General features: G+C 66.1%; 19 protein-coding genes. 10 read left to right on the plus strand and 9 right to left on the minus strand.

Features of this window, described 5'->3' with window-relative positions:
* Positions 1-44: 44 nt before the first annotated feature.
* The 8 genes from mtnB to GE073_RS11665 form a co-directional block, all read right to left on the minus strand.
* The gene (gene mtnB, locus GE073_RS11630) at positions 45-707 is read right to left on the minus strand and encodes a methylthioribulose 1-phosphate dehydratase (protein ID WP_153783495.1); all 663 of its coding nucleotides are present in this window, start codon (positions 705-707) and stop codon (positions 45-47) included.
* Positions 704-1402 carry a 2-hydroxy-3-keto-5-methylthiopentenyl-1-phosphate phosphatase gene (locus GE073_RS11635; RefSeq protein ID WP_153783496.1) on the minus strand — a complete coding sequence of 233 codons (699 nt, stop codon included), beginning with the start codon at positions 1400-1402 and terminating at the stop codon, positions 704-706. The genes mtnB and GE073_RS11635 overlap by 4 nt, the downstream gene beginning before the upstream one ends.
* Positions 1403-1463: 61 nt before the next feature.
* Positions 1464-2684, minus strand: coding sequence for a 2,3-diketo-5-methylthiopentyl-1-phosphate enolase (locus GE073_RS11640; protein WP_153784716.1), 1221 nt, complete (start codon positions 2682-2684; stop codon positions 1464-1466).
* Between the two features lie 19 nt (positions 2685-2703).
* Positions 2704-3603, minus strand: a complete 900-nt coding sequence (gene proC / locus GE073_RS11645) for a pyrroline-5-carboxylate reductase (protein WP_153783497.1) — start codon at positions 3601-3603, stop codon at positions 2704-2706.
* A gap of 31 nt (positions 3604-3634) precedes the next feature.
* Positions 3635-4918, minus strand: coding sequence for a glutamate-5-semialdehyde dehydrogenase (locus tag GE073_RS11650; RefSeq protein ID WP_153783498.1), 1284 nt, complete (start codon positions 4916-4918; stop codon positions 3635-3637).
* Between the two features lie 62 nt (positions 4919-4980).
* Complete coding sequence (gene proB, locus GE073_RS11655; RefSeq protein WP_219623330.1) at positions 4981-6084, minus strand: glutamate 5-kinase; 1104 nt, start codon at positions 6082-6084, stop codon at positions 4981-4983.
* A 447-nt stretch (positions 6085-6531) separates the two neighbouring features.
* Positions 6532-7734, minus strand: coding sequence for a pyridoxal phosphate-dependent aminotransferase (locus tag GE073_RS11660; protein ID WP_101809082.1), 1203 nt, complete (start codon positions 7732-7734; stop codon positions 6532-6534).
* A gap of 111 nt (positions 7735-7845) precedes the next feature.
* Positions 7846-8322, minus strand: coding sequence for a hypothetical protein (locus tag GE073_RS11665; protein ID WP_028599698.1), 477 nt, complete (start codon positions 8320-8322; stop codon positions 7846-7848).
* A 145-nt stretch (positions 8323-8467) separates the two neighbouring features.
* Here GE073_RS11665 and GE073_RS11670 point away from each other — a divergent pair, with 145 nt between their 5' ends.
* Positions 8468-9277 carry a carbon-nitrogen family hydrolase gene (locus GE073_RS11670; protein ID WP_101809083.1) on the plus strand — a complete coding sequence of 270 codons (810 nt, stop codon included), beginning with the start codon at positions 8468-8470 and terminating at the stop codon, positions 9275-9277.
* A gap of 23 nt (positions 9278-9300) precedes the next feature.
* Here the strand turns inward: GE073_RS11670 and GE073_RS11675 are convergent, their stop codons facing one another.
* The gene (locus tag GE073_RS11675; protein WP_101809084.1) at positions 9301-10206 is read right to left on the minus strand and encodes a LysR family transcriptional regulator; all 906 of its coding nucleotides are present in this window, start codon (positions 10204-10206) and stop codon (positions 9301-9303) included.
* Positions 10207-10360: 154 nt separating this feature from the next.
* Here GE073_RS11675 and leuC point away from each other — a divergent pair, with 154 nt between their 5' ends.
* From leuC to GE073_RS11720, 9 genes are all read left to right on the plus strand, one after another.
* Positions 10361-11782 (plus strand): 3-isopropylmalate dehydratase large subunit, encoded by a 1422-nt coding sequence (leuC, locus tag GE073_RS11680; RefSeq protein WP_101809085.1) that lies wholly within the window; start codon positions 10361-10363, stop codon positions 11780-11782.
* 50 nt (positions 11783-11832) lie between these two features.
* Complete coding sequence (gene leuD, locus GE073_RS11685) at positions 11833-12432, plus strand: 3-isopropylmalate dehydratase small subunit (protein WP_028599694.1); 600 nt, start codon at positions 11833-11835, stop codon at positions 12430-12432.
* Positions 12433-13755: 1323 nt separating this feature from the next.
* Positions 13756-15210, plus strand: coding sequence for an N-acetylmuramoyl-L-alanine amidase (locus GE073_RS11690; RefSeq protein WP_228551440.1), 1455 nt, complete (start codon positions 13756-13758; stop codon positions 15208-15210).
* Between the two features lie 15 nt (positions 15211-15225).
* Positions 15226-15861: a GerMN domain-containing protein gene (locus tag GE073_RS11695; protein ID WP_043111586.1), complete on the plus strand. Its 636-nt coding sequence runs from the start codon at positions 15226-15228 to the stop codon at positions 15859-15861.
* A gap of 42 nt (positions 15862-15903) precedes the next feature.
* Entirely contained in the window at positions 15904-18609 is a 2706-nt protein-coding gene (locus tag GE073_RS11700) for an S-layer homology domain-containing protein (protein WP_153783500.1), read from the plus strand.
* Between the two features lie 131 nt (positions 18610-18740).
* A complete protein-coding gene (nth, locus tag GE073_RS11705; protein ID WP_153783501.1) occupies positions 18741-19448 on the plus strand; it encodes an endonuclease III in 708 nt (235 codons plus the stop codon).
* A gap of 17 nt (positions 19449-19465) precedes the next feature.
* Complete coding sequence (locus tag GE073_RS11710) at positions 19466-19747, plus strand: hypothetical protein (RefSeq protein ID WP_028599689.1); 282 nt, start codon at positions 19466-19468, stop codon at positions 19745-19747.
* A 143-nt stretch (positions 19748-19890) separates the two neighbouring features.
* Positions 19891-23592 carry a dynamin family protein gene (locus GE073_RS11715; RefSeq protein ID WP_153783502.1) on the plus strand — a complete coding sequence of 1234 codons (3702 nt, stop codon included), beginning with the start codon at positions 19891-19893 and terminating at the stop codon, positions 23590-23592.
* Between the two features lie 389 nt (positions 23593-23981).
* Positions 23982-25757, plus strand: a complete 1776-nt coding sequence (locus tag GE073_RS11720) for an ABC transporter ATP-binding protein (RefSeq protein ID WP_028599688.1) — start codon at positions 23982-23984, stop codon at positions 25755-25757.
* Positions 25758-25798: the final 41 nt, after the last annotated feature.

A 25798-nucleotide genomic window follows, 5' to 3' on the forward strand; every position in this document is an offset into this window, starting at 1 on the left:
CAGCCGTGCCTGGTTGTTTTTCGTTCGCGAGGGAATAGGGCCGCTTATCGACGGCTGCCCTGCAGCAGCTCCCAGCGATAGACGTATTCGAACAGGAATTCGAACGACTCGAGATGGCGCTTCGCCTCGAAGGCGTCCTTGCCCCAGGCGTAGATGCCGTGCTTGCGCAGCAGCACGCCCGGCAGGCGAGGCTGGAGCGCGTCGGTAATTTCCGGCACGATGCGCGGGATGTCGGCGTAGTTCGGTACGATCGGAATCTCGATCTGCGCTTCTTCCTCCCAAATGCCGAGCCCCTTGATGAGCTCGACGCCGGCGACCGGCACGGAGCGCCGCTCCCAGAACCACTCGGAGACGACGTTGCTGAAGACGGAATGGATATGGAAGATGGCGCCGGCTCCGGTCAGACGGTAGATCTCGCAGTGGATCAGCGTCTCGGCGGACGGCTTCAGCGCCGTCGGCTCGCTCGGCTTGCCGTTCTGGTCGACGAGCAGGAAGTCCTCCGCGGTGCGCTTCGACTTGTCCTTGCCGCTCGCCGTGACGGCGAACTGGAAGCGGCCCGGGTTGAAGTCTCCGACGCGCACCGACAGATTGCCGCTCGTGCCGGCGAACCAGCCGCGCGAGGCGAACAGCTCCTTGACCTCGGCCAGCTCGGCGTAGGCGCGCTGCTTGTCCTCCAGCTTCGCGAGATGCTCTTGAAAATCGCTCATGATTGACGCGTCCTTTCTTGATGGGCTGGGCGGCGCTCCTGCAGGCCGCGCACGACGTCATGGAACGTCGCGAACTCCTCATGCGGCAGGCCGAGCTCGCGGCACTTGGCCGTCAGCTGGGCGCGCGAGAAGACGAGATCGGCGAGCTTCGCGCCCTCGAAGTCGGTGACGCTGTCGCCGATCAGGATACGCTCGTAGCGCTCCGCCGGGAACCGGCGCATGACCGCCGTCTTGCACATGCCGCAGCTGCCGTTCGGACAGCCGTCGTCGCATGGATGCGGCCAGACGATCTCGATGCGCTCGCCCGAGAAGTCGGCCCCGTTGCAATAGATGTGGTCATGCGGGATGCCGAACGGCTCCAGCAGCGGGTAGACGAAGAAATCGATGCCGCCGCTCGTGACGTAGAAGTCGATGTCCTGCTCCCGGCAATAGGCGAGCAGCTCGCGGAAGCCGTCTCGGATGACGGCATTGGCGATCGAATAACGGACGACCTCGTCCTTCAGCGAGGCCGGCAGGAGGCGGAACAGCGAGCCGACGCCCTCCTGGACGGAGATGCGCTGGTCGACCGTGTCCTGCACGAGCTGCCGCCAGCCGTCCGGATCGAACTGCTTGATGATCGCGACGATATTGTCGTTCTCGGTGATCGTGCCGTCGAAGTCGCAGAACAGCACTTGTTTTTTCGGTTCCATGCTCATCGCTCTAAGCCTTCTTTCTCGGTTGCGGTTGCGAAATTCGCGGGGCGGATGCCGCGAAGCCTCAGGCCTCGCGCACTCCCCAGGCGTCGACGGCGGCGCGCAGCGCCTCGCGTCCCGGCTCCTGCGCCGCCTGCTGCAGCGGAATGCCCGCCATCGCGGCGTCGATCGCCTGGCGGAACGCTTGTCCGCCGGCGGCGGCGCCGCCCGGATGGCCGTGCACGCCGCCGCCGGCATTGACGACCGACTCGATGCCGAAGTCGCGCAGCAGCAGCGGCACGAGGCCGGGGTGGATGCCGGCGGAGGGCACGGGGAAGCTCGTCCGCATCGGACGGGACGGATCGAGCAGCGCCGCGGTAATCGCGAGATTCTCTTCCTTGGGCATGACGACCGAGCCGTACGGCGAAGGGAAGAGCACGAGATCGGCGCCGGCGAGCCGCATCAGCTTGCCGAGCAGCAGCGGGGCGGCGATGCCGTAATGCGGCGACGGATAAAACGCGCCGGCCATCGCCGGATGGGCGGCGATCGGCACATTCACCGACGGATCGGCCGCGAGCTCATGCAGCGCGTCGTAGCCGTAGGCGAGCGCGTTGAACAGCAGCGCGTTGGCGCCCTCGGCGATCGCGCGGCGGGCCTGGTCATGCAGCCGCGACGTCGGACCGGTCAGGTTGACGGCGTAGAGCAGCTTCTGGCCGGTCTGCTGCGACGCCCGCCGGGCAGCCTCCATGCAGACGGCGACGCGGCGGTCGATGCCGATCTCGTCGTTCTCGAACAGGATTTCGTCGTCCTTGATCAGATCGACGCCGCCGAGAGCCTGCTGGTAGAACTGCTCCTCGAGCCCGCTCAGATCGTGGCCGATGACGGACTTGAAGATGCTCATCAGCAGCGGGCGGCCGTGGACGCCGAGCTGCTCGCGCACGCCGGCGATGCCGAATTTTGGACCGGCGAAGGCGCTCTGGAAGCCGTCGGACACGTCGAGATCGAGCAGCTTGACCCGTCCGTCCATCGACAGCTTGCCGAAGACGGTGACGAGCAGGGCAGGGATGTCGCGGCTGAAGTTGAGGTCGGGATAGGCGATGCGGATGTCGGCATGCCGGCTGCCCGGCGTGCCGTCTCCCGCATGCTCCTCGACGGAGACGACGCGGCCGAGATGCTTTTCCATCTCGGCCTTGCGCAGCTCCGGCAGATCGGTCCAGCTGCCGACCGTCAGGCCGACGGCGATGGACTGGGCTTTCTTGGCGAAGTCGGCCTTGTCGTCATGGACGCGGTACGTCGCGACGCACATGCCGGATCGGTTCGTCGATTCAGTCACCGAGTACGCTCCTTTCCAGATCGCGTCCGATTTCGGAGGCGCGCTGGGACGATTTTTTCATCCCTTGGCGGAAATGCAGGCCGACTCCGTGCTCCTCCATGAGCGCGATCGCCGCCTGGGTCGTGCCGCCCGGGCTCGTCACCTGGCGGCGCAGCTCGGCCGGCTGCTCGCCGGTGATCCGCATCATCTCCGCGGCGCCGAGCATCGTCTGCACGGTCAGCTCGCGCGCGAGTGCGCTGTCCAGCCCCAGCTCGACGCCGGCCTGAATCATCGATTCCATGATGTAGTACAGATACGCCGGGCCGCTGCCGGATACGCCGGTCACCGCTTCGAGCAGCGGCTCCTCGACCGTGACCGTCATGCCGACGGAGCGGAACAGCTGCTCGCCGATGCGGCGCTGCTCGTCGCTGACCTCGCTGGAAAAGCTGAGGCCGGTCGCGCCGAGGCCGATCGAGCTCGACGTATTGGGCATCGTGCGCACGACCGCGAGCGGCTGGCCGAGCAGCGCCTGGATCGTGCGGATCGACAGCCCGGCGATCATCGAGACGATCAGCTGCCCCGGCCGCAGCGTGGCGGCGACGGAGCGGAGCGCCTCCTCGGCGTCCTTGGGCTTCATGCTCAAAATCACGACATCGGCTTCGGCCAGCAAGCGGTCCTTGTCCTCCGGCGTCTCGGCGGTCGTCACGCCGTACAGGGAGCGCAGGTCGGCGAGCCGCTGGCCGCCGCTGCGGTTGAACATGCCGATCTGCTCGGGCGGGCACAGCTTGCGGCCGGTCATGCCGCGGGCGACGGCTTCGGCCATCGAGCCGGCGCCGTAGAAGCAGAAGCGCAGCTGCTGCAGCTGCGTATCGGGAGCGGCCGGCGAAGCGCCGGCCGCGGATTGCGTCGTCATATCGGTTCAGTTGCCTCCTTGAATGGGGGAATCAGCCTCGTACCTGGCCGGTTCCGCGGATGCGGTACTTGGTGGATGTCAGCGCCGGCAGCCCCATCGGGCCGCGCACATGGAGCTTTTGCGTGCTGATGCCGATCTCTGCGCCATAGCCGAATTCGAACCCGTCCGTGAAGCGGGTCGAGGCGTTGTGGTAGACGGCCGCCGCATCGACGCGGTCGAGGAACTCGCCCGCGGCCTCGGCGCTCTCGGTTACGATGCACTCCGAGTGGCGCGTGCCGAAGCGCTCGATATGCTCCAGCGCCTCCTCGAGGCTGTCGACGATCCGGATGTTGAGCACGTAGTCGTTGTACTCCGTGGCGTAGTCCGCGTCCGTCGCCGGACGCGCCGCGCCGCTGCCGAGCAGGGCAAGCGCGTCCGGCGAGCCCTTCAGCTCGACGCCGGCTTCCTTCATCGCCTCGGCGATGCGGGCGAGCCCGCGCTCGGCGAAGCGGCGATGCAGCAGCAGCGTCTCCATCGAATTGCATACCGACGGCCGCTGGGCTTTGGCGTTGACCGCGATGGACACCGCCATGTCCGCGTCCGCATCCTCATGCACATAAGTATGGCAGATTCCGGCGCCGGTCTCAATGACGGGCACGGTCGCGTTTTCGACGACATTGCGGATGAGCGCCGCTCCGCCGCGCGGGATGATGACGTCGAGCAGCCCGCTCAGCTTGAGCATCGCGTCGGCGGAGGCGCGGGTCGGATCCTCGATCAGCTGCAGCGCTTCGGGCGGGATGGCCGAGCCGGCGAGCGCGGAGCGCAGAATCTCCGCCGTCTTGAGGTTCGTCTGCAGCGCGGCGCTGCCGCCGCGCAGGACGACGGCGTTGCCGGTCTTGAGCGAGAGCGCCGCCGCGTCGACGGTCACGTTCGGGCGCGCCTCGTAGATCATGCCGATGACGCCGAGCGGCACCGTGACCTGCTCGATCGAAAGGCCGTTCGGCCGCTCGATCGCCTGCACGGTCCGTCCGACCGGGTCGGGCAGGCCGATCACCTGGCGCACGCCCTCGGCGATCGCCTCGATCCGCTCCGGCGTCAGCTTCAGCCGGTCAAGCAGGGAGGGGGCGGTGCCGTTCTCCTCGCCTGTTTTCAGATCGATCGCATTTGCGGCGATCAGCTCGGCGGAGCGCTCCAGCAGCGCGTCCGCCATGCGCGCGAGCGCCTCGTCCTTCTGCGCCGTCGTCAGCACGGCGAGCCGCGATGCGGCCTTGCGCGCGGCGGCCGCCTTGCGGCGGGCTTCCTCCTGAGCGGCGGACAAGCTGGCTTGCATGCTCATGTCGTTTCCTCCTTGTCGGGCCGGAGCCCGTTTTGAATGTTTTTCGAATGTGGACGCTGCCGTCAGGCGAGCGTGATCCATTCGTCGCGGTGGATGACCTCGATGCGGGCGATGTCGATGCGCCGGCGCACCTCGTCCGAGCCGAGACCGGCCGCCGCCCGCAGCTGCCAGCAGTCGTAGTTGACGATGCCGCGGCCGATCAGGCGGCCTTCCGCATCCGTCACCTCGACGACGTCGCCGGGATGGAAGTCGCCGCTCATGGCAGTGACGCCTGCGGGCAGCAGGCTCTTGCCGCCGCTGACGAGGGCGCGCTCCGCGCCGGCATCGACGGCGATGCGGCCGCTCGGCATCGAGTGGAAGCCGAGCCACTGCTTCTTGACCGGCAGATGATGCTCCCGCGATTCGAAATAGGTGCCTTTGCCGCTGCCGGATGCGGCGAGCAGCAGCTCGCCCGGCTCCAGCACGCGGCCGATGAACGCCGGCACGCCGCCGCGCATCGCGATGCGCGCGGCCTCGATCTTGGAGCGCATGCCGCCGGTGCCGACGCTTGAGCCGGCTCCGCCGGCAAGTCCCATCAGCTCGCCGGTGATCGTCTCGACGCGCTCGATCTTGCGCGCCGACGGATCGTGGCGGGGATCGGCCGTATAGAGGCCGTCCGTGTCGGTGACGATGATCAGCTGCCGCGCGCCGACCAGATTGGCGACGAGCGCGGACAGCATGTCGTTGTCGCCGAACTTCAGCTCGTCGGTGGACACCGTGTCGTTTTCGTTGATGATCGGAATGACGCCCTGCCGCAGCAGCTCGTCGATCGTCATCATCGCGTTGCGCCCTCGGCCGCGGGCCGTGAAGTCCGGCCGCGTCAGCAGCAGCTGCGCGCAGCGGACGCCCTCGGCCGCGAGCGCCTCCTGGTAGGCCTGCATGAGCAGCGCCTGGCCGACGGCGGCCGCGGCCTGCTTTTCATGCAGCAGCTTCGGCCGCGCGGCGTAGCCGATCGCCCGGAATCCTGCGGCGACGGCGCCGGAGGTGACGAGCAGCACCTCGCGGCCCTGCCGGTGGAGGGCGGCCAGCTCTCCGGCGTAAAAGGCCAGCTTTTCCTTGTTCAATCCGCCTTCGGGACTCGTCAGCGAGCTGCTCCCGATCTTGACGACGCGTCTGTCAGCGCTCATCGTGCTGCTCCTCTCTTGCTCGGCAAAAATGGCGTGGACGCGGCGGAAACAAAAAAAGCTTTCGTCCTCTAAAGGACGAAAGCTGCTGCTTCCGCGGTACCACCTTAAACTTGGACGGCAAAGCCGTCCCGCTCGGTGCCCTTGTAACAGAGGGCGCTGTCCGGCTCCTCGCCGGGCGCTCCGGGACGGGTGCAGAAGGCTGGCGCCGCAGTCTCTCCCAGCCGATGGAGACCGCTCTCTGAGGCGCAGCGGGATTCTGTCGTTTCCCTTCACAGCGTCTAACGTGTTGAATTGAACCCAGCATACCATGACGCCCGGGCACTGTAAAGCCGTAAAGGACCGCGAGCGGGGAGGCGGGGCTCCGCCTCCCCGGCACTCGGCCGCCCGCAGACGAACAGGCCGAGCCTGCCGATGCGGGCGGGACAGCCGGGCGGGCCGGAAGCGGCCTTAGCCGAACAGGCCGAGCCTGCCGATGCGGGCGGCCGCCTCGCGCAGCCGATCCTCGTCCGTCAGCAGGCCGAGCCGCACGTAGCCTTCGCCGTGCCGGCCGAAGCCGACGCCGGGCGCGACGACGACGTCGGCCTGCTCGAGCGCGATGTCGGCGAACTGCTCCGACGTCATGCCCTTCGGCACCGGCAGCCAGCAGAAGAACGAGCCGCCGGGCCGCTCCGCCTGCCAGCCGATGCGCTCCAGCTCGCCGAACAGCGCCTCGCGCCGCGACTCGTACTTGGCGCCGAGCTCGCGCACCGACTGCTGGGAGCCGGTCAGCGCCGCCGCCGCCGCTTCCTGGATGCCGCCGAACAGGCTGCAGTAATAGTGGTCCTGGATCAGGTTGATGAGCTCGACGGTGCGCGCGTTGCCGAGCGCGAAGCCGACGCGCCAGCCGGCCATGTTGTACGTCTTGGACAGCGTGTAGAACTCGACGCCGACCTCCTTGGCGCCGGGCGTCTCGAGGAAGCTGATCGGCCGCCGGCCGTCGAAGCCGAGCGCGCCGTAGGCAAAGTCGCTGGCGGCGACGATGCCGTTCGCCGCGGCGAACTCGACCGTCTCGCGGTAGAACTCCGGCGTCGCGACCGCTCCGGTCGGGTTGTTCGGATAGTTGAAGAACATCAGCTTGGCGTCCCGGCGGTCGTCCGCGCCGATGCGGCTGTAGTCCGGCAGGAAGCCGTTCTCCTCGCGCAGCGGCATGAACGACATGCGCGCGCCCGACAGCGCGACGCCGGACCAGTAGTCCGGGTAGCCCGGATCGGGCACGAGGCACAGGTCGCCGGGATCGAGCAGGCACTGGCTGATCTCGATCAGGCCCGTCTTGCCGCCGAACAGGATCGCGACCTCGGTCTCGGGATCGAGCTCGACGCCGTAATCCTCCTTGTACCGCAGCGCGACCGCTTCCTTCAGGAACGGAAAGCCGCGGAACGGCGGGTAGCGGTGGTAGCGCGGATCGGCGGACGCCTGCTGCATCTTCTCCACGATATGGGCGGGCGTCGGCGTATCCGGGTTGCCCTGGCCGAGATTGATTACATCCCGGCCGAGCGCGGCGCGGGCGTTCGCCTTGCCGACCAGCTTGGCGAAAAACTGCTCGGGCAGCCCTTGCAAGCGGCGGGCGGGCACGATGCCGGGCGCCGCCGCGCCGAAGCGGCTTTTGCTCATCTTGTCATCACTCCATCATCATCCTTGGCCGGACCGCTGCGGCTCGCGCGCTCGCTTCCGGCTTGCTGCACCCATGGTAGCAGAGGAGGGACGGACTGTCGAGCGGAGCGGTCAGGGCTCGAAGCCGATCCGCTCGAAGAACGGCCGCAGATCGGGGCGGGCGGTCAGCAGGTACGGCTTCTTGCGCTCGTCGAACACGAGCAGCTCCGGCTCGCGCTCGGGGCAATAGAACAGGAACACGTCCTCGGCGGTCAGGCGCAGGCTGCCGACCTTCACCGAGGCGGGCTTCCGCAGCGGGATGCGGAACACATAGCCGCAGTCATCGTCCGGGGACAGATTGGGCGACAGCCCTTCGGCCGCGTCCAGCCAGGCGCGGGCGATCTGCTGGTACGCGTCCTCATTCGGAAACGACTGCACGACCTTGCCGGCGCGGACGTCGAACACCTGGACGGGACGGTCGGGCTTGCTCGGCGCCGGAGCCGCAGCCGCGGCAGCCTGCGGCAGCAGGCTCGCGAGCAGCAGGAGGACAAGCGCAGCGGCGGCCAGCCGCATGCGCGCGGCGCGCGATCGAGAGGGAAGGAATCGCATGGGCAAAACATCTCCTTTCGTGCTGCCTCGGGCAGCCGGAACTTCGCTATTAAGCTGTCCATCTTGACAGCGCCCTATGAGGCGGCAAGAATAGTAGCATCTAGACAAGCATTCCAAGGCGGATGCGCGGAAAGGGGTTGGAGGCATGAGCGGAACCAGAGGCAAGCTGCGCGTGTCGGCGCTGCAGCTTCATATAGACGCAGGAGAGCCGGAGCTGAACTTCGGCCGGGTGCAGGCCAGGCTGCAGGAGGCGGCCGCGGCGGCGGACAAGCCCGACGTGATCGTGCTGCCGGAGATGTGGAATACCGGCTACGCGCTCGAACGCATCGGCGAGCTGGCCGACGAGGAAGGGGCGCGGACGCGCGGCATGCTCTCGGCGTTCAGCCGGGGGGCGGGCGTGCATGTCGTAGGCGGCTCGATCGCGGAAAAGAGGGCGCAGGAGGTGTACAACGCCGCCTACGCCTATAATCGGGAGGGAGAGCTGGCCGGACAGTACGAGAAGATCCATCTGTTCCGGCTGATGGACGAGGAGAAGCATCTGGCGGCCGGCTCGCGCCTCGGCCTGTTCCCGCTCGAAGGAGCGGACGCGGCGATGATGATCTGCTACGACATCCGCTTTCCGGAGCTCGCCCGCTCGCTCGCGCTGGCCGGGGCCAAGGCTCTGTTCGTGCCGGCGGAATGGCCGAAGCCGCGCCTGCATCACTGGCGCTCGCTGCTGATCGCGCGCGCGATCGAGAACCAGATGTACGTCATCGCCTGCAACCGCACGGGCATGAGCGGATCGACGGAATTTTTCGGCCACTCGATGATCATCGACCCGTGGGGCGAAGTGATCGCCGAGGCGGGCGAGGAGGAGACGATCCTCAGCGCCGACATCGATCTGTCGCTGGTCGACGAGGTGCGCTCGCGCATTCCCGTCTTCGAGGACCGCAGGCCGCAGCTGTACCGGCTGTAGGGCGCGGCCGCAGCGGCCGGGCTCTAGTCCTGCCCGCCGTAGTGGCGGCTTACGGAAGCCTTCATCGTCTCGATGAAGGCTTCCGCCGCTTTGGACAGGTAGCGGCCCTTGCGGCTGGCGATGACGAGCGTGCGCGACGGCTTGCCGGCGAGCGGAATGAACGACGGCGTGAACTCCGTATGGCGTCCCTGCGCGATCATCTGCGGGATGAAGGCGACGCCCATGCCGGCGGCGACGAGCGACTGCACCGTCTCGATGTTGCTGCTCTCGAACACGATGCGCGGCTGGAAGCCGGCGCCCGCGCACAGGTCGAGGGCGATCTTGCGGAAGCCCTGGCCTTTCTTGAGCACGATGAACGGCTCCTCGCGCAGCGTCTCCAGCTCGATCGGCTCGGTCCGGCCGGCGAGCGGATGGCTCGGCGGCACGGCGAGCGTGATCTCCTCGCGGATGAGCGGCTCGTAGACGAGCGTCGAGTCGATGAGCGGCAGCGTCAGCAGGCTGATGTCGGTCTGCCCGCTGGCGGCGAGCTGCTCGAGCTTGGCCGTCGTATCCTCGACGAGCACGAGCTCGATGTCGGGGAAGCGCTGGCCGAATTCCGGCAGCACGATCGGCAGGATGTGGGAGCCGGTGATCGGCAGGCTGCCGATGACGAGGCGGCCTCTTTTCATCTGGGCCATGTCCTCCATCTCGGTCTTGAGCTGCTCGATGCGGTCGAGGATGTCCTGGGCCTTGTCCACGAACACCTCCCCCGCATGGGTGAGCTCGACGGAGTTGGTCGTGCGGCGGACGAGCAGCACGCCGATCTCCTTCTCCAGCTTGGACAGCTGCTGGCTGAGCGACGGCTGGGCGATATGGAGCTTCTCGGCGGCGCGCGAGAAGTTCAGCTCCTTGGCGATCTGGATGACGTAATGCAGCTGGCGTAGTTCCATCGTTCGACTCCTTCGGCGCCTCGGCGCGGCCGGGCGATTTATAACAGACTCCTATAATGATTATAGATATTATATCTTGGAACAATCAACTGCCGGCGTGTATGCTGGAGGCAGATCAACAAACGGCACCGATACTCATACGGGGTGATAACTTATGAAAAAGCGCACGATGTTCGAAAAAATCTGGGACAATCACGTCATCCACGCGGAAGAGGGCAAGCCGAGCATCCTCTACATCGACCTGCATCTCGTCCACGAGGTCACGTCGCCGCAGGCGTTCGAGGGACTGCGCCTCTCCGGCCGCCAGGTCCGCCGCCCGGACCGCACGTTCGCGACGATGGACCACAACGTTCCGACCAAGGACCGCTTCAACATTAAGGACCCGATCTCCAAGCAGCAGGTCGACACGCTCACGCAGAACTGCGCCGACTTCGGCGTCAAGCTGTTCGATCTCAACAACATCGACCAGGGCGTCGTGCACGTCATGGGGCCTGAGATCGGCCTCACCTGGCCGGGCAAGACGATCGTCTGCGGCGACAGCCACACGAGCACGCACGGCGCGTTCGGCGCGCTGGCGTTCGGCATCGGCACGAGCGAGGTGGAGCATGTGCTCGCCACCCAGTGCCTGCAGCAGTCCAAGCCGCGGACGATGGCGATCCGCTTCAAGGGCAGCCGCAAGCCCGGCGTCACCGCCAAGGACATGATCCTCGGCCTGATCGCCAAGTACGGCACCGACTTCGCCACCGGCTACGTGCTGGAATACACGGGCGAGTCGATCGCGTCGCTCACGATGGAGGAGCGCATGACCGTCTGCAACATGAGCATCGAGGGCGGCGCGCGCGCCGGCCTGATCGCTCCGGACGAGACGACGTTCGAGTACCTGCGCGGCCGCGAGTACGCGCCGCAGGGAGCCGACTTCGACGCCGCGATCGAGGCATGGCGCCAGCTGACGACCGATGAGGGTGCCGAGTACGACACCGTGCTGGAGTTCGACGTCGACAGCCTGATTCCGCAAGTAACCTGGGGCACGAGCCCCGGCATGGGCACCGACATTACGGCTGCCGTGCCGAACCCGTCCGACCTGCCGACGGAGAACGAGCGCAAGGCGGCCGAGAAGGCGCTGGAATACATGGATCTGAAGCCGGGCACGCCGATGGCCGAGATTCCGATCGACTACGTGTTCATCGGCTCCTGCACGAACGGCCGCATCGAGGACCTGCGCGCCGCCGCCGAGATCGCCCGCGGCTATAAGGTGAGTGACCGCGTCACCGCGATCGTCGTGCCGGGCTCCGGACGCGTCAAGATGCAGGCCGAGAAGGAAGGGCTCGACAAGGTGTTCGTCGAGGCTGGCTTCGAATGGCGCGAGGCGGGCTGCTCGATGTGCCTCGCGATGAACCCCGACGTGCTGCAGCCGGGCCAGCGCTGCGCCTCTACGTCCAACCGCAACTTCGAGGGACGTCAGGGCCGCGGCGGCCGCACGCATCTCGTCTCCCCGGCGATGGCCGCGGCGGCTGCGATCGAGGGCCGCTTCACGGACGTGCGCGACTGGAAGATCAAGCAAGCGGTAGCGAACTAATAAATACCAGCGGCTCAGGCCGTTTCATACAGAGGGGAGTTTCACCGATCATGGAACCATTCGTGAAGCATACGGGCATCGTCGCCCCCGTCGACCGGGTCAACGTCGATACGGACGCCATCATTCCCAAGCAGTTCCTCAAGCGCATCGAGCGCAGCGGCTTCGGCCAGTTCCTGTTCTTCGAGTGGCGCTTCGACGAAGAGGGCAACGTCAACCCGAACTTCGAGCCCAACAAGCCGCGCTATCAAGGCGCATCCGTGCTGATCTCGCGCGCCAACTTCGGCTGCGGCTCCTCCCGCGAGCACGCGCCGTGGGCGATTCTCGACTACGGCTACAAGGTCGTCATCGCGCCGTCGTACGCGGATATCTTCTACAACAACTGCTTCAAGAACGGCATCCTGCCGATCAAGCTGAGCGAGGAGCAGGTCGAGGACCTGTTCCAGCGCACCGCCGCGCATGAGGGCTACGAGCTGAGCGTCGATCTGGAAAACAAGCTGCTGACCGACGCGCACGGCCTGCGCATCGAGTTCGAGCTCGACGAGCATCGCCGCCAGTTCCTGCTTCAAGGGCTGGACGACATCGGCCTGACGCTGAAGCATGCGGATGAGATTTCCGCGTATGAGGAGCGTCGTCAGGGCGCTTTCGCGTAAAAAGTTTGCTTGCCCGTCTGCGGAGTCCGCAGGCGGGTTTTTATTTTTCGGCGTGGGGGAGAGGGCGGCCGTGAGCCGACAGATTAATGGACAAGAAGCCCGCTGCGCGAGCCGAGCCTTTCTCCGATTCCACTGGAAGCCGGATGCCCTGATTTTTTGACCTCCTAGGCGGAGGCCATCCGTCTTCCAAGAGGACCGCTGCCGCTTCTCCGAAAGGCATCGTCTCGCTTCGCTCTGCCGTGTCCATCAGCTTCGCCTCTCCCCCTTTTTTTGGGGGAGGGGCGCGTCTCCCGCATACTCGGGAGACGGCAGGGTTGAGCGCTCCCGTGTCGCTGGGAACGACAATCTTACGCACCGGGAGCTGATTGACCTGCACGCTCTGTAAAATCGGAACAGGAGCCTTACGCGCTCCTGGGAGACGATTACCATGCGCGCCACGCCGGTCTCACCGGGTTTGGACAGGTCCGCACCGCTCGCACGAAGCCAAGACATTAAGTCGAAAAAATCGAGTAAGCGGGTGGTTGGAGGCACGAAGCCGGGGCGTTAAGTCGAAAAAATCGAGTAAGCGGGTGGTTGGAGGCACGAAGCCGAGGCATTAAGTCGAAAAAATCGAGTTAGCGGGTGGTTGGAGGCACGAAGCCGAGGCATTAAGTCGAGAAAATCGAGTTACTCGTATGCGCGGGAGGCGGATCAGAGAGAGAACTGAGCGGAAAAACCGAGCAACTGGGGTCAGAAGAGGAGCGAACGGTCGGAGTTACGCGGAAAAACCGAGTAACTGGGGTTCGAAGAGGAACGGACGGTCGGAGTTACGCGGAAAAACCGAGTAACTGGGGTCCGAAGAGGAGCGAGCGGTCGGAGTTGCGCGGAAAAACCGAGTAACTGGGTCAGAAGAGGAGCGAACGGTCAGAGTTGTGCGGAAAAACCGAGTAACTGGGGTCAGAAGAGGAGCGAGCGGTCGGAGTTGCGCGGAAAAACCGAGTAACTGGGTCAGAAGAGGAGCGAACTGTTAGAGTTGTGCGGAAAAACCGAGCAACTCGATCTGCAGCCAGCGAAGCAAAGACGATTTGTCGCGGCGTCAGCATTCGTCGAGCGGTCATTTGCCGGAGCGGCGCGGCCTGCGAAGAGCCAACCTCGCCTATACGCAAAAAAGTTGCCACGGTTCCCTTTTTTTCGCAACTTTTCGGGACGCTTCGCGTCTAACCTTTTGCCTGACTTTGCCAACGTCCACTGCCGCCGGACAGGCAAGGCGGGTGAATCCGTTTTTCGAGGTGAATGATGAAAAAAGCAGTTCTGATGCTGGTGTTTCTCGTAGCAGCGTTAACCATGTTCGCTTCGGCCACTTCCGCGGCGAGCAAGGCTCCCAAGCTGTTCCTGAACGGCCTGGAGCTTCAGTCGGCATCGGCGCCCCGGATCGACCAGAGCACGACGTTCATTCCGATCCGCACGGTAGCCGAGGGGATGGGCTTTGACGTGACGTGGGACAAGGCGGCAAAAAAGGCAGTCATACATAACGGAGACAGCCTCATCGAGCTCATCGTCGGCAGCAAGTCCGCCGTCGTCAACGGCTCGAAGGTCGCTCTGCCGACGCCGGCGAAAATTGTCGGCAGCGGAGCGGCCAGCACGACGATGGTGCCGCTGCGCTTCGTGAGCGAGAACATGGGCTTGGAGGTGTACTACGACGCGCCTGCCAAGTCGGTGTATCTGTTCCAGCCGGCCGTGCAGGAGCCCGCAAACCCGGGCACGGACGGCAGCGGCGGCCAGCCCGGCACAGGCGGAACCGGCAGCCAGCCGGATCCCGGCCAGGGCGGCACGGAGCCGGGCGGCGGCAATGGCGGCGGCACGGTGCCTTCCGACGCGCAGGCGCTCGTCACCTCTATCCAGTACGACGGCATCGGCACGACGAGCATCGCCTACCAAGGCATCGCGACGGTAGGCGAGCCGCAGGTGCTGACCGGACCGGACCGGCTCGTGCTGGACATTCCGGCATCGGCGTTCGCGGACGCATTCGCCCCGGGCTTCACGGCGACGACGGCCAAGATGGGCGAGATCGTCACGGACAACCCTCTGGTGAGCAAAATTCGCTTCTCCCATTATTCGGACAAGCCTTCTACGGTCCGGATCGTATGGGATCTGACGGCGGCGGCGCAGTATACGCTCACCAAGTCCGAAGGCCTCGTGCAGCTGAGCGTCCTCGGCTCGACCGAGCCGGTGCCTCCGATTCCGACGACGCCGTCGGGCGACAAGATCTTCAAGGTCGTCATCGACGCCGGACACGGCGCCCACGATCCGGGGGCGATCGGCATCAGCGGCAAGACGGAGAAGGCGTACAACCTGGCCATCGCCCTCAAGGTGAACGAGCTGCTCAAGAAGGAGGCTCGCATCGAGCCGATCCTGACGCGCTCGGACGACACCTTCATCGCTCTGGAAGAGCGGGCTGCAATCGCCAACAGGCTGAAAGCGGACGTGTTCATCTCGATTCACGCGAACGCGCTCAAAGGCTCCTCGGCTTCGGGGACCGAAACCTTCTATAATCGGGCGGACAGCAAGACGCTCGCTGACATCATCCAGAAGCATCTGCTCGGCGCGACCGGACTTCCGGACCGCAAGGTGCAGACGGCGGGCTTTGTCGTCATCAAGCAAACGACGATGCCGGCGGTGCTGACGGAATCCGGCTTCCTCACGAACGCCAAGGACGAAGCGATCCTGTTCGACGAGAAGAAGCAGAACGAGATCGCGCAAGCGCTCGTGGCAGGAATCAAGGAATATTTGAAGCTGTAAGGAGGCGACAGAGCCATGAAGCAGCCTAGATTCAAGCTGGCGGCGCTGCTGGCCGCCGCCGCCGTTACGGCCGCGCTTGCAGGCTGCGGCGCCAAGGCGCCGGAGGGCGGGGCGGGAGCGTCCAGCCCATCGCCGTCCCCGTCTCCTGCCGCGACGGCGGCTCCTTCCTTGTCGCCGTCGCCGCAGACGGCCGAAGGCTCCGGCGACGGAGCTTCCGCCGGGAGCGGAGCGGAGGCGCAGCTGCAAAAGGCGACGATCCAGATTTATCAAACCGATTCGGAGCTGCTGGAGCTCAAGGCATTCGATGCGGAAATTTCCTACAAGAGCGATGCCGACAAGCTCGCTGCCGCGCTCGAGGCGCTGGCCGGAGCGGACCGCGACGGCTATTTGTCCTTATGGCAAGGAGTGGAGTTCCGTTCCGTGCAGCTCAAGGACGGGGCGGCGCAGGTCGACCTGACCTTGCCGGACGATGCGCGCTTGGGCGGGTCGGGCGAGCAGCTTGCCATCGACTCGCTGGCGCGCACGGCGTTTCAGTTTCCCGAAATCGAGTCGCTCGACGTGACGGTGGACGGCGAGGCGGTCGAGAGCCTGATGGGCCACGTCGAGCTGGAGCATCCGATCAAGCGCGCTTCGTACGAAGGCCGCCGATAACCAGATCTACTTCATTCCATTCATAGGGGAGAGCCGGAACAGATGCCATTAAGTACAAAAGCCTATCGTTTCGCCACGGGCATGATCGCCCTCTCCTTCCTGGCTGGAGGACCTGCCGCTGCTCATGCAGCGGCTTCTTCCGTGTCCGGGGGGACGACAGCGGCCGCAGCGGCCGGATCCTTCTTCGCCGACGTCAAAGCCGGACATTGGGCGGAGCGCAGCATCATGAAGCTGGCCCTGCAGGGCATCATCGTCGGCAACCAAGGGCAATTCCGCCCTTCGGCGTCGGTGAGCCGCCAGGAAGCCGTCGTCATGGCGCTCCGCTTCATGGGCAAGGAAAAGGAGATCGACGCCTCGCAGGCCGTCGTCTTCCCCGATACGTTCCAAGTGAACAACTACTACAAGCCGTACGTCGTGCTGGCGATGAAGCTGGGCCTGCTCAGCCAGGAAGAGGAGTTCAAGCTGGCCGAATCGCAGCCGAAGCAGGAATGGGGCGCTTCCGCCGCATCGCGCGAATGGATCACGAAGCTGATCGTGCGCGCCGCAGGCAAGCAGCAGCTCGCTCAGGAGCTGGCCTCCAAAAGCTCCGGCTTCCAGGACGCCGCCTCCATCGGCGCGGGTTATGCCGGGTATGTCAATGCAGGCGTCTCGCTCGGACTCGTCAAAGGCGTGACGGCGGAGAAGTTCGATCCGGTCTCCGCCGTCAACCGGGCTTCGGCGGCGACGCTGTTCAGCCGCGCGCAGACGCTCGCGCCGGTCTCTTACCCGGGCGAGACGGAGGGCGTGCTCACGGCGCTCAGCGGCACGACGGCTACCGTCTATACCGATGAAGGCTTCCGCACGTTCAACCTCGCCGCGGATGTCCGCTTCTACCGCTTCGACAGCGAGACGGCGCTGAAGTCCGGCTCCGAGCTGCAGCTGTACACGCATGTGCAGGTGCTCGGCGGAGGCACGGACGCGCTTTATGTGGAGCAGACCGACACGGAGCAGCAGGTGAAGTCGACCGAGGGCACGATCAAGCAGATCGCTCCCGGCCAGAATACGGTATGGCTCTGGGATGGGCAGAACATGATCGGCGTTTCCTACGACTCGTCGCTTGCGATCAAGTCGCAGGAGGGCGCGAAGCTGGAGCTCGCCGATCTCAAGACGGACAGCCAGGTCATCGTCAAGACGGATACGTTCCGCGACAAGCCGGGCGCGCTCGAGATCGTCGTCAAGTCGGCTCCGGTGACCAAGGAAGGCGCCGGCACCGTCGCCGCCTCGGCGAACGGCATGCTGACGGTCAAGACGGCGTCCGGCGCCGACGAGACGTGGCCGGCAGCGGCGGGACTCGTCGTGCTCGGCTGGGACGGCCGCGCGCTGGAGGGCGGCCTTGCCGGACTGAAGGCGGGCGATACGGTCAGCTATTCCGTCAAGGACAGCCAGGTCGTGTCGGTGAAGGTGACGGATACGACGGTGCGGAGCGCGAGCGGCACGTTCAGCGCCTATACGGGAGAGTACCTGATTTACGAGGTTGCCGGAAAAGCCCAGACGAGCAAGCTTGCGGACAACGTGACGTTGACGATACCCGGCATCGAGCAGCCGGTGCTCGGCGACCTGTACAAGGACGACCAGCTGGAGCTCGCGCTCGACGCCGCCGGCAAGATCACCTCGATCACGGTCAAGAACCGCTCGCTGACGACGCTGACCGGAGCCGAGGTGCTCAGCTACAGCGCCGAGCAGAAGGCTCTCACCGTCAAGGGCACGAACGGCAAGCTCGCGGCGCTCCAGGTGACCGACAAGACGCGGGTCGAGCTGAACGGCACGAACGTGCCGCTGTCGACGGCGGCGGGCATGCTGCGCCAGGGCCAGCGCGTGACGGTCGGCTATTCCGGCAGCGACGCCGTGCTGATCCGCTTCGTGTATCAATACACGGGCACGATCGGCTTGCTCAATACGGCGACCAAGACGCTGGCGCTGTCGCTTGACGACGGCACGTCGGCGACGCTGCCGTTCGATGCGCTCTCCGTCGATTGGTACGGCAAGAGCGGCGCGACGATTGCCGACGTCAAGGTCGGAATGCGCGTGACGGCCGGCCTCGATACGAATCAGGCCAAGGCGACGAGCCTGCGCGTCCATCAGGGCGTGCAGTACAAAATCTCGTCGGTCGATGCGGCCAACAAGATCCTCGGCCTGCAGCCGGCTTCCGGCAGCGGCATCGCCCTCAGCGCGGGCAGCCTGCCGCTGCGCGGCGACGACGGCGCGACCGTTCCGTTCGTCTCGCTTGCGGCGGGAGCTACGGTGAACGTCACTTATGCGGGTCAGACGCCATCGTCGCTGACGCTCGTGACGGTCCGCTACGGCGTCGTCACGCAGATCGGTGCCAGCTCTGTCACCGTGCAGGAGTACGGCGGCTCGGCGCGCACGATCGAGCTCGGCAGCGGCTACAGCATCGTCAAGAACGGAGCGGCGAGCGGCAGCGTGTCGACGCTGGCTGTCGGCGACCGCGTGGAGACGCGCAAAAACGCCGATGGAGCCGTCGTCATCGAAGCGAACGCCGGCGTCAAGAAGACGTTCTGGAAAATGGAGAACGGCCAGCTGCTCGTGAAGCGCAGCTCGCTTACCGACAACAGCTATCGCTTCACGCTCGCCGAAGGCGCGGCGGCCAGCTGGAACGGGCAAGCGATCGCGATCGCTTCGCTGACCGATGGCGATGCCGTCACGCTGTACGTGTTCGGAGGCAAGCTGCTGGAGGTCGTCAAAGGCTGAAAAACGAAGATTTTCGCAACAAAGCGCCGCGAGGCGCTTCTTTTTTTGCGCGGACAGCCTTTTTCGGTTGCGCCGGACGGGCAGATTCGGTACACTTTGAACGATAGTGCAACTAGGGAGAGAGCGTTCCAATGAAAGCTTCCGATAAAATCCGGTTCATTCTCGACACGATGGCCGAGCTGTTTCCGGACGCGCATTGCGAGCTGAACCACGGAAACGCGTTCGAGCTGACGATCGCGGTGCTGCTGTCCGCGCAGTGCACGGACGAGACGGTGAACCGCGTGACGGCGGATCTGTTCCGGAAGTACCGTTCGCCGGAGGATTACCTGCAGGTCGAGCTGGCCGAGCTCGAGCAGGACATCCGCCGCATCGGCCTGTTCCGCACGAAGGCCGCGAACATCCAGAAGCTGTGCCGGATCCTGCTGGATCGGCATGACGGCGACGTCCCGCGCACGCATGAGGAGCTGACGGAGCTGCCCGGCGTCGGGCGCAAGACGGCCAACGTCGTCGTCAGCAACGCGTTCGGCGTCCCGGCGATCGCGGTGGATACGCATGTGGAGCGGGTGTCCAAGCGGCTCGGGCTGGCGAAGCCGGACGATTCCGTGCTCGAGGTCGAAAAGAAGCTGATGCGCCGCGTTCCCCGGGATGAATGGACGCTGACCCATCATCGCTTCATCTTTTTCGGGCGCTACCACTGCAAGGCCCAGCAGCCCAAATGCGACGTCTGTCCGCTCATCGGGCTGTGCAAGGAAGGCCAGCGGCGCATGAAGGCGGTCCCCGCCGCCAAACCTAGATCCAAGAAGGGAGCCGCCGCCAGGCGCGAGGCTTCCAACCTTTAAGCGAAGGATGATGAACAATGAAATGCATCAGCGTATTCACGAATGACTTCGGTCTGTTCTCCGATATTTACGAGCAGGTGATGGAAGCTCCTCCGGGAGAAAACGAGGATCTCGTCGTCGAAGGCGTGACGGTAAGCGGCTCCGGCGATCTGCCGGCCCAATACCTGGAGCGCATGCGCCAGAAGCCGGAGGTCGTCGTCATGCGCGAGAAGCAGCGCGGCATCACGATCCTGCAGCACGGCAATGTGTTCGAGATCTGCATCCCGACGGATGAGGATGAGGAGGCGCCGGCCGTTTAAACCGGCGCCGGCGCCTGCCGCAGAGCAAGGCGATTCGATTGCAGCATCAGCCGTCCCTGCCGCCCGGGGACGGCTGTTTTGCGCTTTTTTGACCTTTTTGATCAGAGAGATCCGGCGGGCGAAGCGGAGAGGAGAATGGCGACATGGCTCAAGGGGAAACAGCAACGATGTCCAGCGGACAGGAGGAGGCGAAGCGGCTCGGCTATTCGGCGGAGCGGCTGGCCGTCCTGCTTGCCGAGCAAGGCGAGAAGGAGCTGGCGGGAAGAGCCCGCCAGCTGGAGGAGAAGCTGGAGGCCGGCCGGCTGTCGGTAGCGTTTTGCGGCCATTTCTCGGCTGGCAAGTCGACGCTCGTCAATGCGCTGTGCGGCGTGCGGCTGCTGCCGTCGAGTCCGATTCCGACCAGCGCCAACGTCGTGACGATCGCGTCGGGGGAACCGGCGAGGGCGGTCATCCACGCGGTCGTGGACGGGGAAGAGCGGACGATCGAGGCCGATCCGCTGCGGCTGGAGGACTATTGCAAAAACGGAGAGGTTTTCCGCAGCGTCGACCTGACCTATCCGGCGAGCGGCTTCGGCTGGCAGACGACGCTGCTCGACACGCCGGGCATCGACTCGACGGACGACGCCCACCGGATGGCGACGGAGTCGGCGCTGCATCTGGCGGATGTCGTCTTTTACGTGATGGACTACAATCATGTCCAGTCGGAGATCAACTTCGAGTTCGCCAAAGGGCTCAAGGACTGGGGCAAGCCGCTCTATCTGATCGTCAACCAGATCGACAAGCATCGCGAGGAGGAGCTGCCGTTCGCGGAGTACAAGCGCAGCGTGGAGGAGGCGTTCCGCAGCTGGCATCTGGAGCCGGCCGGCACGCTCTACCTGTCCTTGCGCGAGCCGGAGCATCCGCAGAGCCAGTTCGAGGAGCTCAAGAAGCTGCTTGGCGAGCTGGAGGGGCTGCGCTCGGAGCTGGCCGTCGGGAGCGTGCACGCCTCGCTCCGCCATCTCGCCCGCAGCTGGCTGAAGCATCGCCTCGAAGCGGAGGAGCCACAGCGGGAGCGGCTGGAGCTCGAGGCCGGGCCGGAGGAGGAACGGGCCGGACTGCAGGCGGCGATGCGGGAGCTGGAGCAGGCCGCAGGCGGCGCCGAGTCCGGACCGCAGGCGCTGGAAGCGTCGCTGCAGGCGGAGATCGGCAAAATTCTCGACAACGCCAACCTGATGCCGGCCGCGACCCGGGACATCGCCGCGTCGTTTTTGGAGAGCCGCAAGCCGGGCTTCAAGACGGGCCTGCTGTTCGCCGCCTCCAAGACGGCGGCCGAGCAGGAGCGGCGCGCGGCGGCGTTCGAGGAGGAGCTCGGCCGGCAGGTGCAGGCGGAGGCCGCCTGGCATCTGGCCGACCTGCTGCGCAAGGCGGCGGACCGCGAGGGGCTGCAGGGGCCGGAGCGGCAGTCTTGGGAAAGCGGCCTCGAGGCGGCGCTCGCCTGGCGGCCGGACGCCGCCTGGCTGGCGGAGCGCGTCAGCAGCGGCGCGGTGTTCGGCGGCGAGTACACGATCGTGTACTGCCGCGACGCCGCCGCGCAGATCAAGGCGCAGCTGAAGCGCGGCGCCTTTGAGGCGGCGGCGGCGCTCGCGACGGCCGCGCGGCCGCGCTATGCCGCTGCCGCCGCAGCGGCGCGCGCCGAGCTGGCCGCGCTCGGCGGCCAAGCCGCGGCGCTCGCGGGCCTCGCCGCGCTCGGCGAGGCGGCCGCGCAGCGCGAGGCGCGCGCGCTGGCGCTGCTGCCGGCGGAGCCGGCGCGCCCGGCGCTGCCGGCGCCGCAAGCGCGCGCCGCCGCAGCCGCCGGCGCGGCCGGTAGCGCTCCGGCAGCGCCGGAGCCGGCGCTCGCCGGCGAAGCCGCGCCTGCGCCGGCCGCCGCAGGCTCGCGCCGCGCTGGCACTGCCGCCGGCGAAGCCGCCGCAGGCGCGCTCGCGCCGCAGCGCGCGGCCGCCGCGCGCCTGCGCGCCGCGGCGGAGCTGCTCGCGCCGGAGCCGGCGCTGGCCGCTGCGGCCGCGGCGATGCGCGCCCGCGCCGAGCGCCTCGGCGCGAGCCGCTTCACGATCGCGCTGTTCGGCGCGTTCAGCGCGGGCAAGTCGTCGCTCGCCAACGCGCTCATCGGCGAGCGGGCGCTGCCCGTGTCGCCGAATCCGACAACGGCGGCGATCAACCGCATCCTTGCACCGACGGAGGAGCAGCCTCACGGCACGGCCCGCGTCAGCATGAAAGCCCGCGAGGCGATGCTGGACGATCTGCGCTTTTCGCTGTCGCTGCTCGGCGAGGACGCCTCCGGCGCCGCCGAGGCGGAGCTGCTGAAGCGGATCGCCGCGCTGCGTCCGGACGGCATCCATGCCGCCGGGCGGCCGCATTACAGCTTCCTCAAGGCGGCGGCGGCCGGCTGGAGCGAGCTGTCGCCGCAGCTCGGCGAGGTGCTGCGCGTCGGCGAGGAGGACTACCGCCGTTACGTCGCGGAGGAAAGCCGCTCCTGCTTCGTGCGCGAGATCGAGCTGTTCTACAGCTCGCCGCTGACCGACCAGGGCATCGTGCTCGTCGATACGCCTGGCGCGGATTCGGTGAACGCCCGCCATACCGGAGTCGCCTTCAACTACATCAAGAACGCCGACGCGATCCTGTTCGTCACCTATTACAACCATGCGTTCTCGCAGGCGGACCGGCAATTCCTCATGCAGCTGGGGCGGGTGAAGGACCAGTTCGAGCTCGACAAGATGTTCTTCCTCGTCAATGCCGCCGACCTGGCGGCCTCACCGGAGGAGCTGGGAGACGTGCTGAAGCATGTCGAATCGAATCTGCTGCAGCACGGCATCCGCTTCCCGCGGCTGTTCCCGGTATCGAGCCTGCTCGGGCTGAAAGGGAAGCACGGCGACGAGGCGGCGCTCGCGGCGTCGGGCATCCCGGCGTTCGAGCAAAGCTTCCTCGACTTCACGCGCGGCGAGCTCGGCCGGCTGGCCGTGCAGGCGGCGGACGGCGAGCTCGAGCGTGCCGCGCATACGATCCGCGGCTGGATCGAAGCGGCCGAAGGCGACGCTGATACGCGGCGGCATGAGCGCGCCCGTCTCGAGGGGCTGCGCGCCGCCGGGGCGGACGCCGCTGCCGTCATCGCCGAGGCGCCGCCTGCCGCCGAGCTGGAGAAGGAGCTGCAGGAGCTGTTCCACTACATCCAGCAGCGGATCCGCTACGGCTTCGGCGACTTCTTCAACTATGCCTTCAACCCGTCGAGCCTGCAGGACGACGGGCGCGACCTGCGGCGGGCCGTCTGGACGTCATGGCTCGAGCTGCAGCGGCTGCTTCAGCTGGAGCTGAGCCAGGAGCTGCTGGCGACGACGCTGCGGCTCGAAACGGCCTCCGGCGCGCTTATCCGCGTCCGCGCCGAAGCGGCGGCCGCGAGGCTGGCCGAGCTGCTGCCGGGCTTCCAGCCGGCGCCTTGGGAAGCGGCTGCGTTCGCCGCTCCGCCGGAGCCGGCGCCATGGCAGTCCGCCGGCGTGCAGGCGAAGCGGCTGTACAGCCTGTTCCGCAGCCCGCGCTCCTTCTTCGAGGGAGAGGGCAAAAAAGCGCTGCGGGAGGAGCTGGAGGAGACAATCGCTCCGGAAATCCGGGCGTGGATGGATCATGCGGCGGCGGACTGGCTCGCCCATTACCGGACCGCCCTCGAAGCCGGGCTCGCCGCGGCGGCCGACGCGCTGGGCCTCTCGTTCCAGCGGGAGCTGGACGGCCGCATCGGCTCGATGCGGGACGGCGGCAGCCTCGACTCGCTGCGCGCGCTGGAGCGGCAGCTTCAGGAGCTGCTCGGCGAGGCGGGCTGATCCCCCTGCCTACCCGAGCGGCGCTGCCCGCAGGCGCGATTCCGCGCGATAAAAAGGATGTCCCTCCGCGCCGCTGATAGCGGCCGAGGGGCATCCTTTTTTGCTGCTTGCGGAGCGTGCCGGCGGCAGCGGAAATCGGCGAGCGTTAAAAGTTTTTTTCGCATTTCCAGCCGAAACGGATAAAAACGCGCAAATGTGTCGTAAACGTGACGATTCGTTGAGGAAAAAGAGAATGATCCCCCTTACGTGCCTTATCTTCCCTTTTAGCGGAGCAGAGTGCTGAATATGGCCGCAAAAGGCGTTTGCCGCTCCTGCGGGATGCTGATAACATACGTCCATGTCAGCACTGAAATCGCAGTTAAACCTAACTAACGGGGGAGAGAGCACACTTGGAGGTTTTCAGGCAACTCAAGCCTTACTACTGGGTGGAGCGCAAGTTCATCTTCGCATCCATCCTCTGCCTGGCCGCTGCAACCGCGCTCGGACTGGTCTATCCGAACCTGCTGCGGTACCTGATCGATGACGTCGTCAAGCCGCAGAACTGGGAGCCGGTGCCGTTGCTGTCGCTGGCCGTCGTCTGCGTCGTTTCGCTGAAGGGCTTCATGAACTTCCTGAGCGGATATTTCGGCGGACGGCTCGGCAACCGCGTCGCCTACCGGCTGCGGAACGCCAGCTACGCCAAGCTGCAGGAGCTGAGCTATCCGTACTACGACACCGCCAAGACGGGCGATCTGATGAGCCGCCTGACCGCGGACCTGGAGGCGATCCGCCAGTTCATCGGCTTCGGCTTCGCGCAGGTGCTCAACGTGTTCCTCATGATCCTGTTCGGCGGCGTCATGATGCTGACCATGGACTGGCAGCTGACGCTCGTCACGCTGGTGGCGATTCCGCTGCTCGCCTTCACCGCCGTGCGCTTCGAGAAGAACATCCATCCGGCGTTCCGCGAGATGCGCCAGGCGCTCAGCCACATGACGACGGCCGTCCAGGAGAACATCACCGGCGTGCGCACGGTCAAGTCGTTCGCGCGCGAGTCCCACGAGGTCGAGAAATTCTCGGCGCGCAGCGCGGAATACCAGACGAACCAGGTCGGCGCGGCGACGATCTGGGCCCGGTACTTCCCGCTCATGGAGCTGCTGGCCAACGTAAGCGTCGTCATCCTGCTCATCTTCGGCGGCTTGCGCGTCATCGACCAGCATCTGACGCTCGGCGAGCTGGTCGCGTTTTTCAGCCTCATCTGGTACATCATCGGACCGATGTGGGGCATCGGCTTCCATATCAACAACTACACGCAGTCCAAGGCGTCCGGCGAGCGGGTGCTGGAGCTGCTGAACCAGTACGTGCATGTGAAGAGCGTGCCCGACGCGGTCGTGCTCGACAAGCAGCATGTCAAGGGTCATGTCCGCTTCGAGAACGTCACGTTCAATTACGCGGACAAGGAGCCGGCGGTGACGGACATCAGCTTCGACGCCCCTCCGGGCACCGTCATCGGCCTGCTCGGCGGCACCGGCTCCGGCAAGAGCACGATCATCCAGCTGCTCATGCACGCCTACAACGTCAAGCAGGGCAAAATCACCGTCGACGGCCTCGACATCCGCCAGCTCGACGTCCAGAGCCTGCGCAGCCAGATCGCGACCGTGTTCCAGGAGACGTTCCTGTTCTCCGCCTCGATCCGCGACAACATCGCCTACGCCGACAAGGACGCGACGATGGAGCAGATCGAGCGCGCGGCCAAGCTGGCCAAGGCGCATGACTTCATCATGGAGCTGCCGCTCGGCTACGACACGCTCGTCGGCGAGCGCGGCATGGGCCTCTCCGGCGGCCAGAAGCAGCGCATCGCCATCGCCCGCGCCTTGATCCGCAATCCGCATATCCTCGTGCTCGACGACGCGACGAGCGCGGTCGACATGGAGACGGAGCATGAGATCCAGGCCGGCTTCAAGGAGCTGATGAAGGGACGGACGACGTTCATCATCGCCCACCGGATCAGCTCGCTCAAGGACGCCGACGAGATTCTCGTGCTCGACAAGGGCCGCATCGTGCAGCGCGGCAAGCATGCGGCGCTCGTCCGCCAGAGCGGACCGTACCGCGAAGTCTACAACATCCAGTACGCCGACCGTCCGCAGCAGGACGACGAGCCCGCGCTGGGCAAAGGAGGGACCGCCTGATGGCTAGCAGCGCAAAAGGGCCGGCCGCGCCCGCATCCGGC

Source organism: Paenibacillus sp. B01 (assembly GCF_009649995.1).
In the GTDB taxonomy this organism is placed as follows: domain Bacteria; phylum Bacillota; class Bacilli; order Paenibacillales; family Paenibacillaceae; genus Paenibacillus_O; species Paenibacillus_O pasadenensis.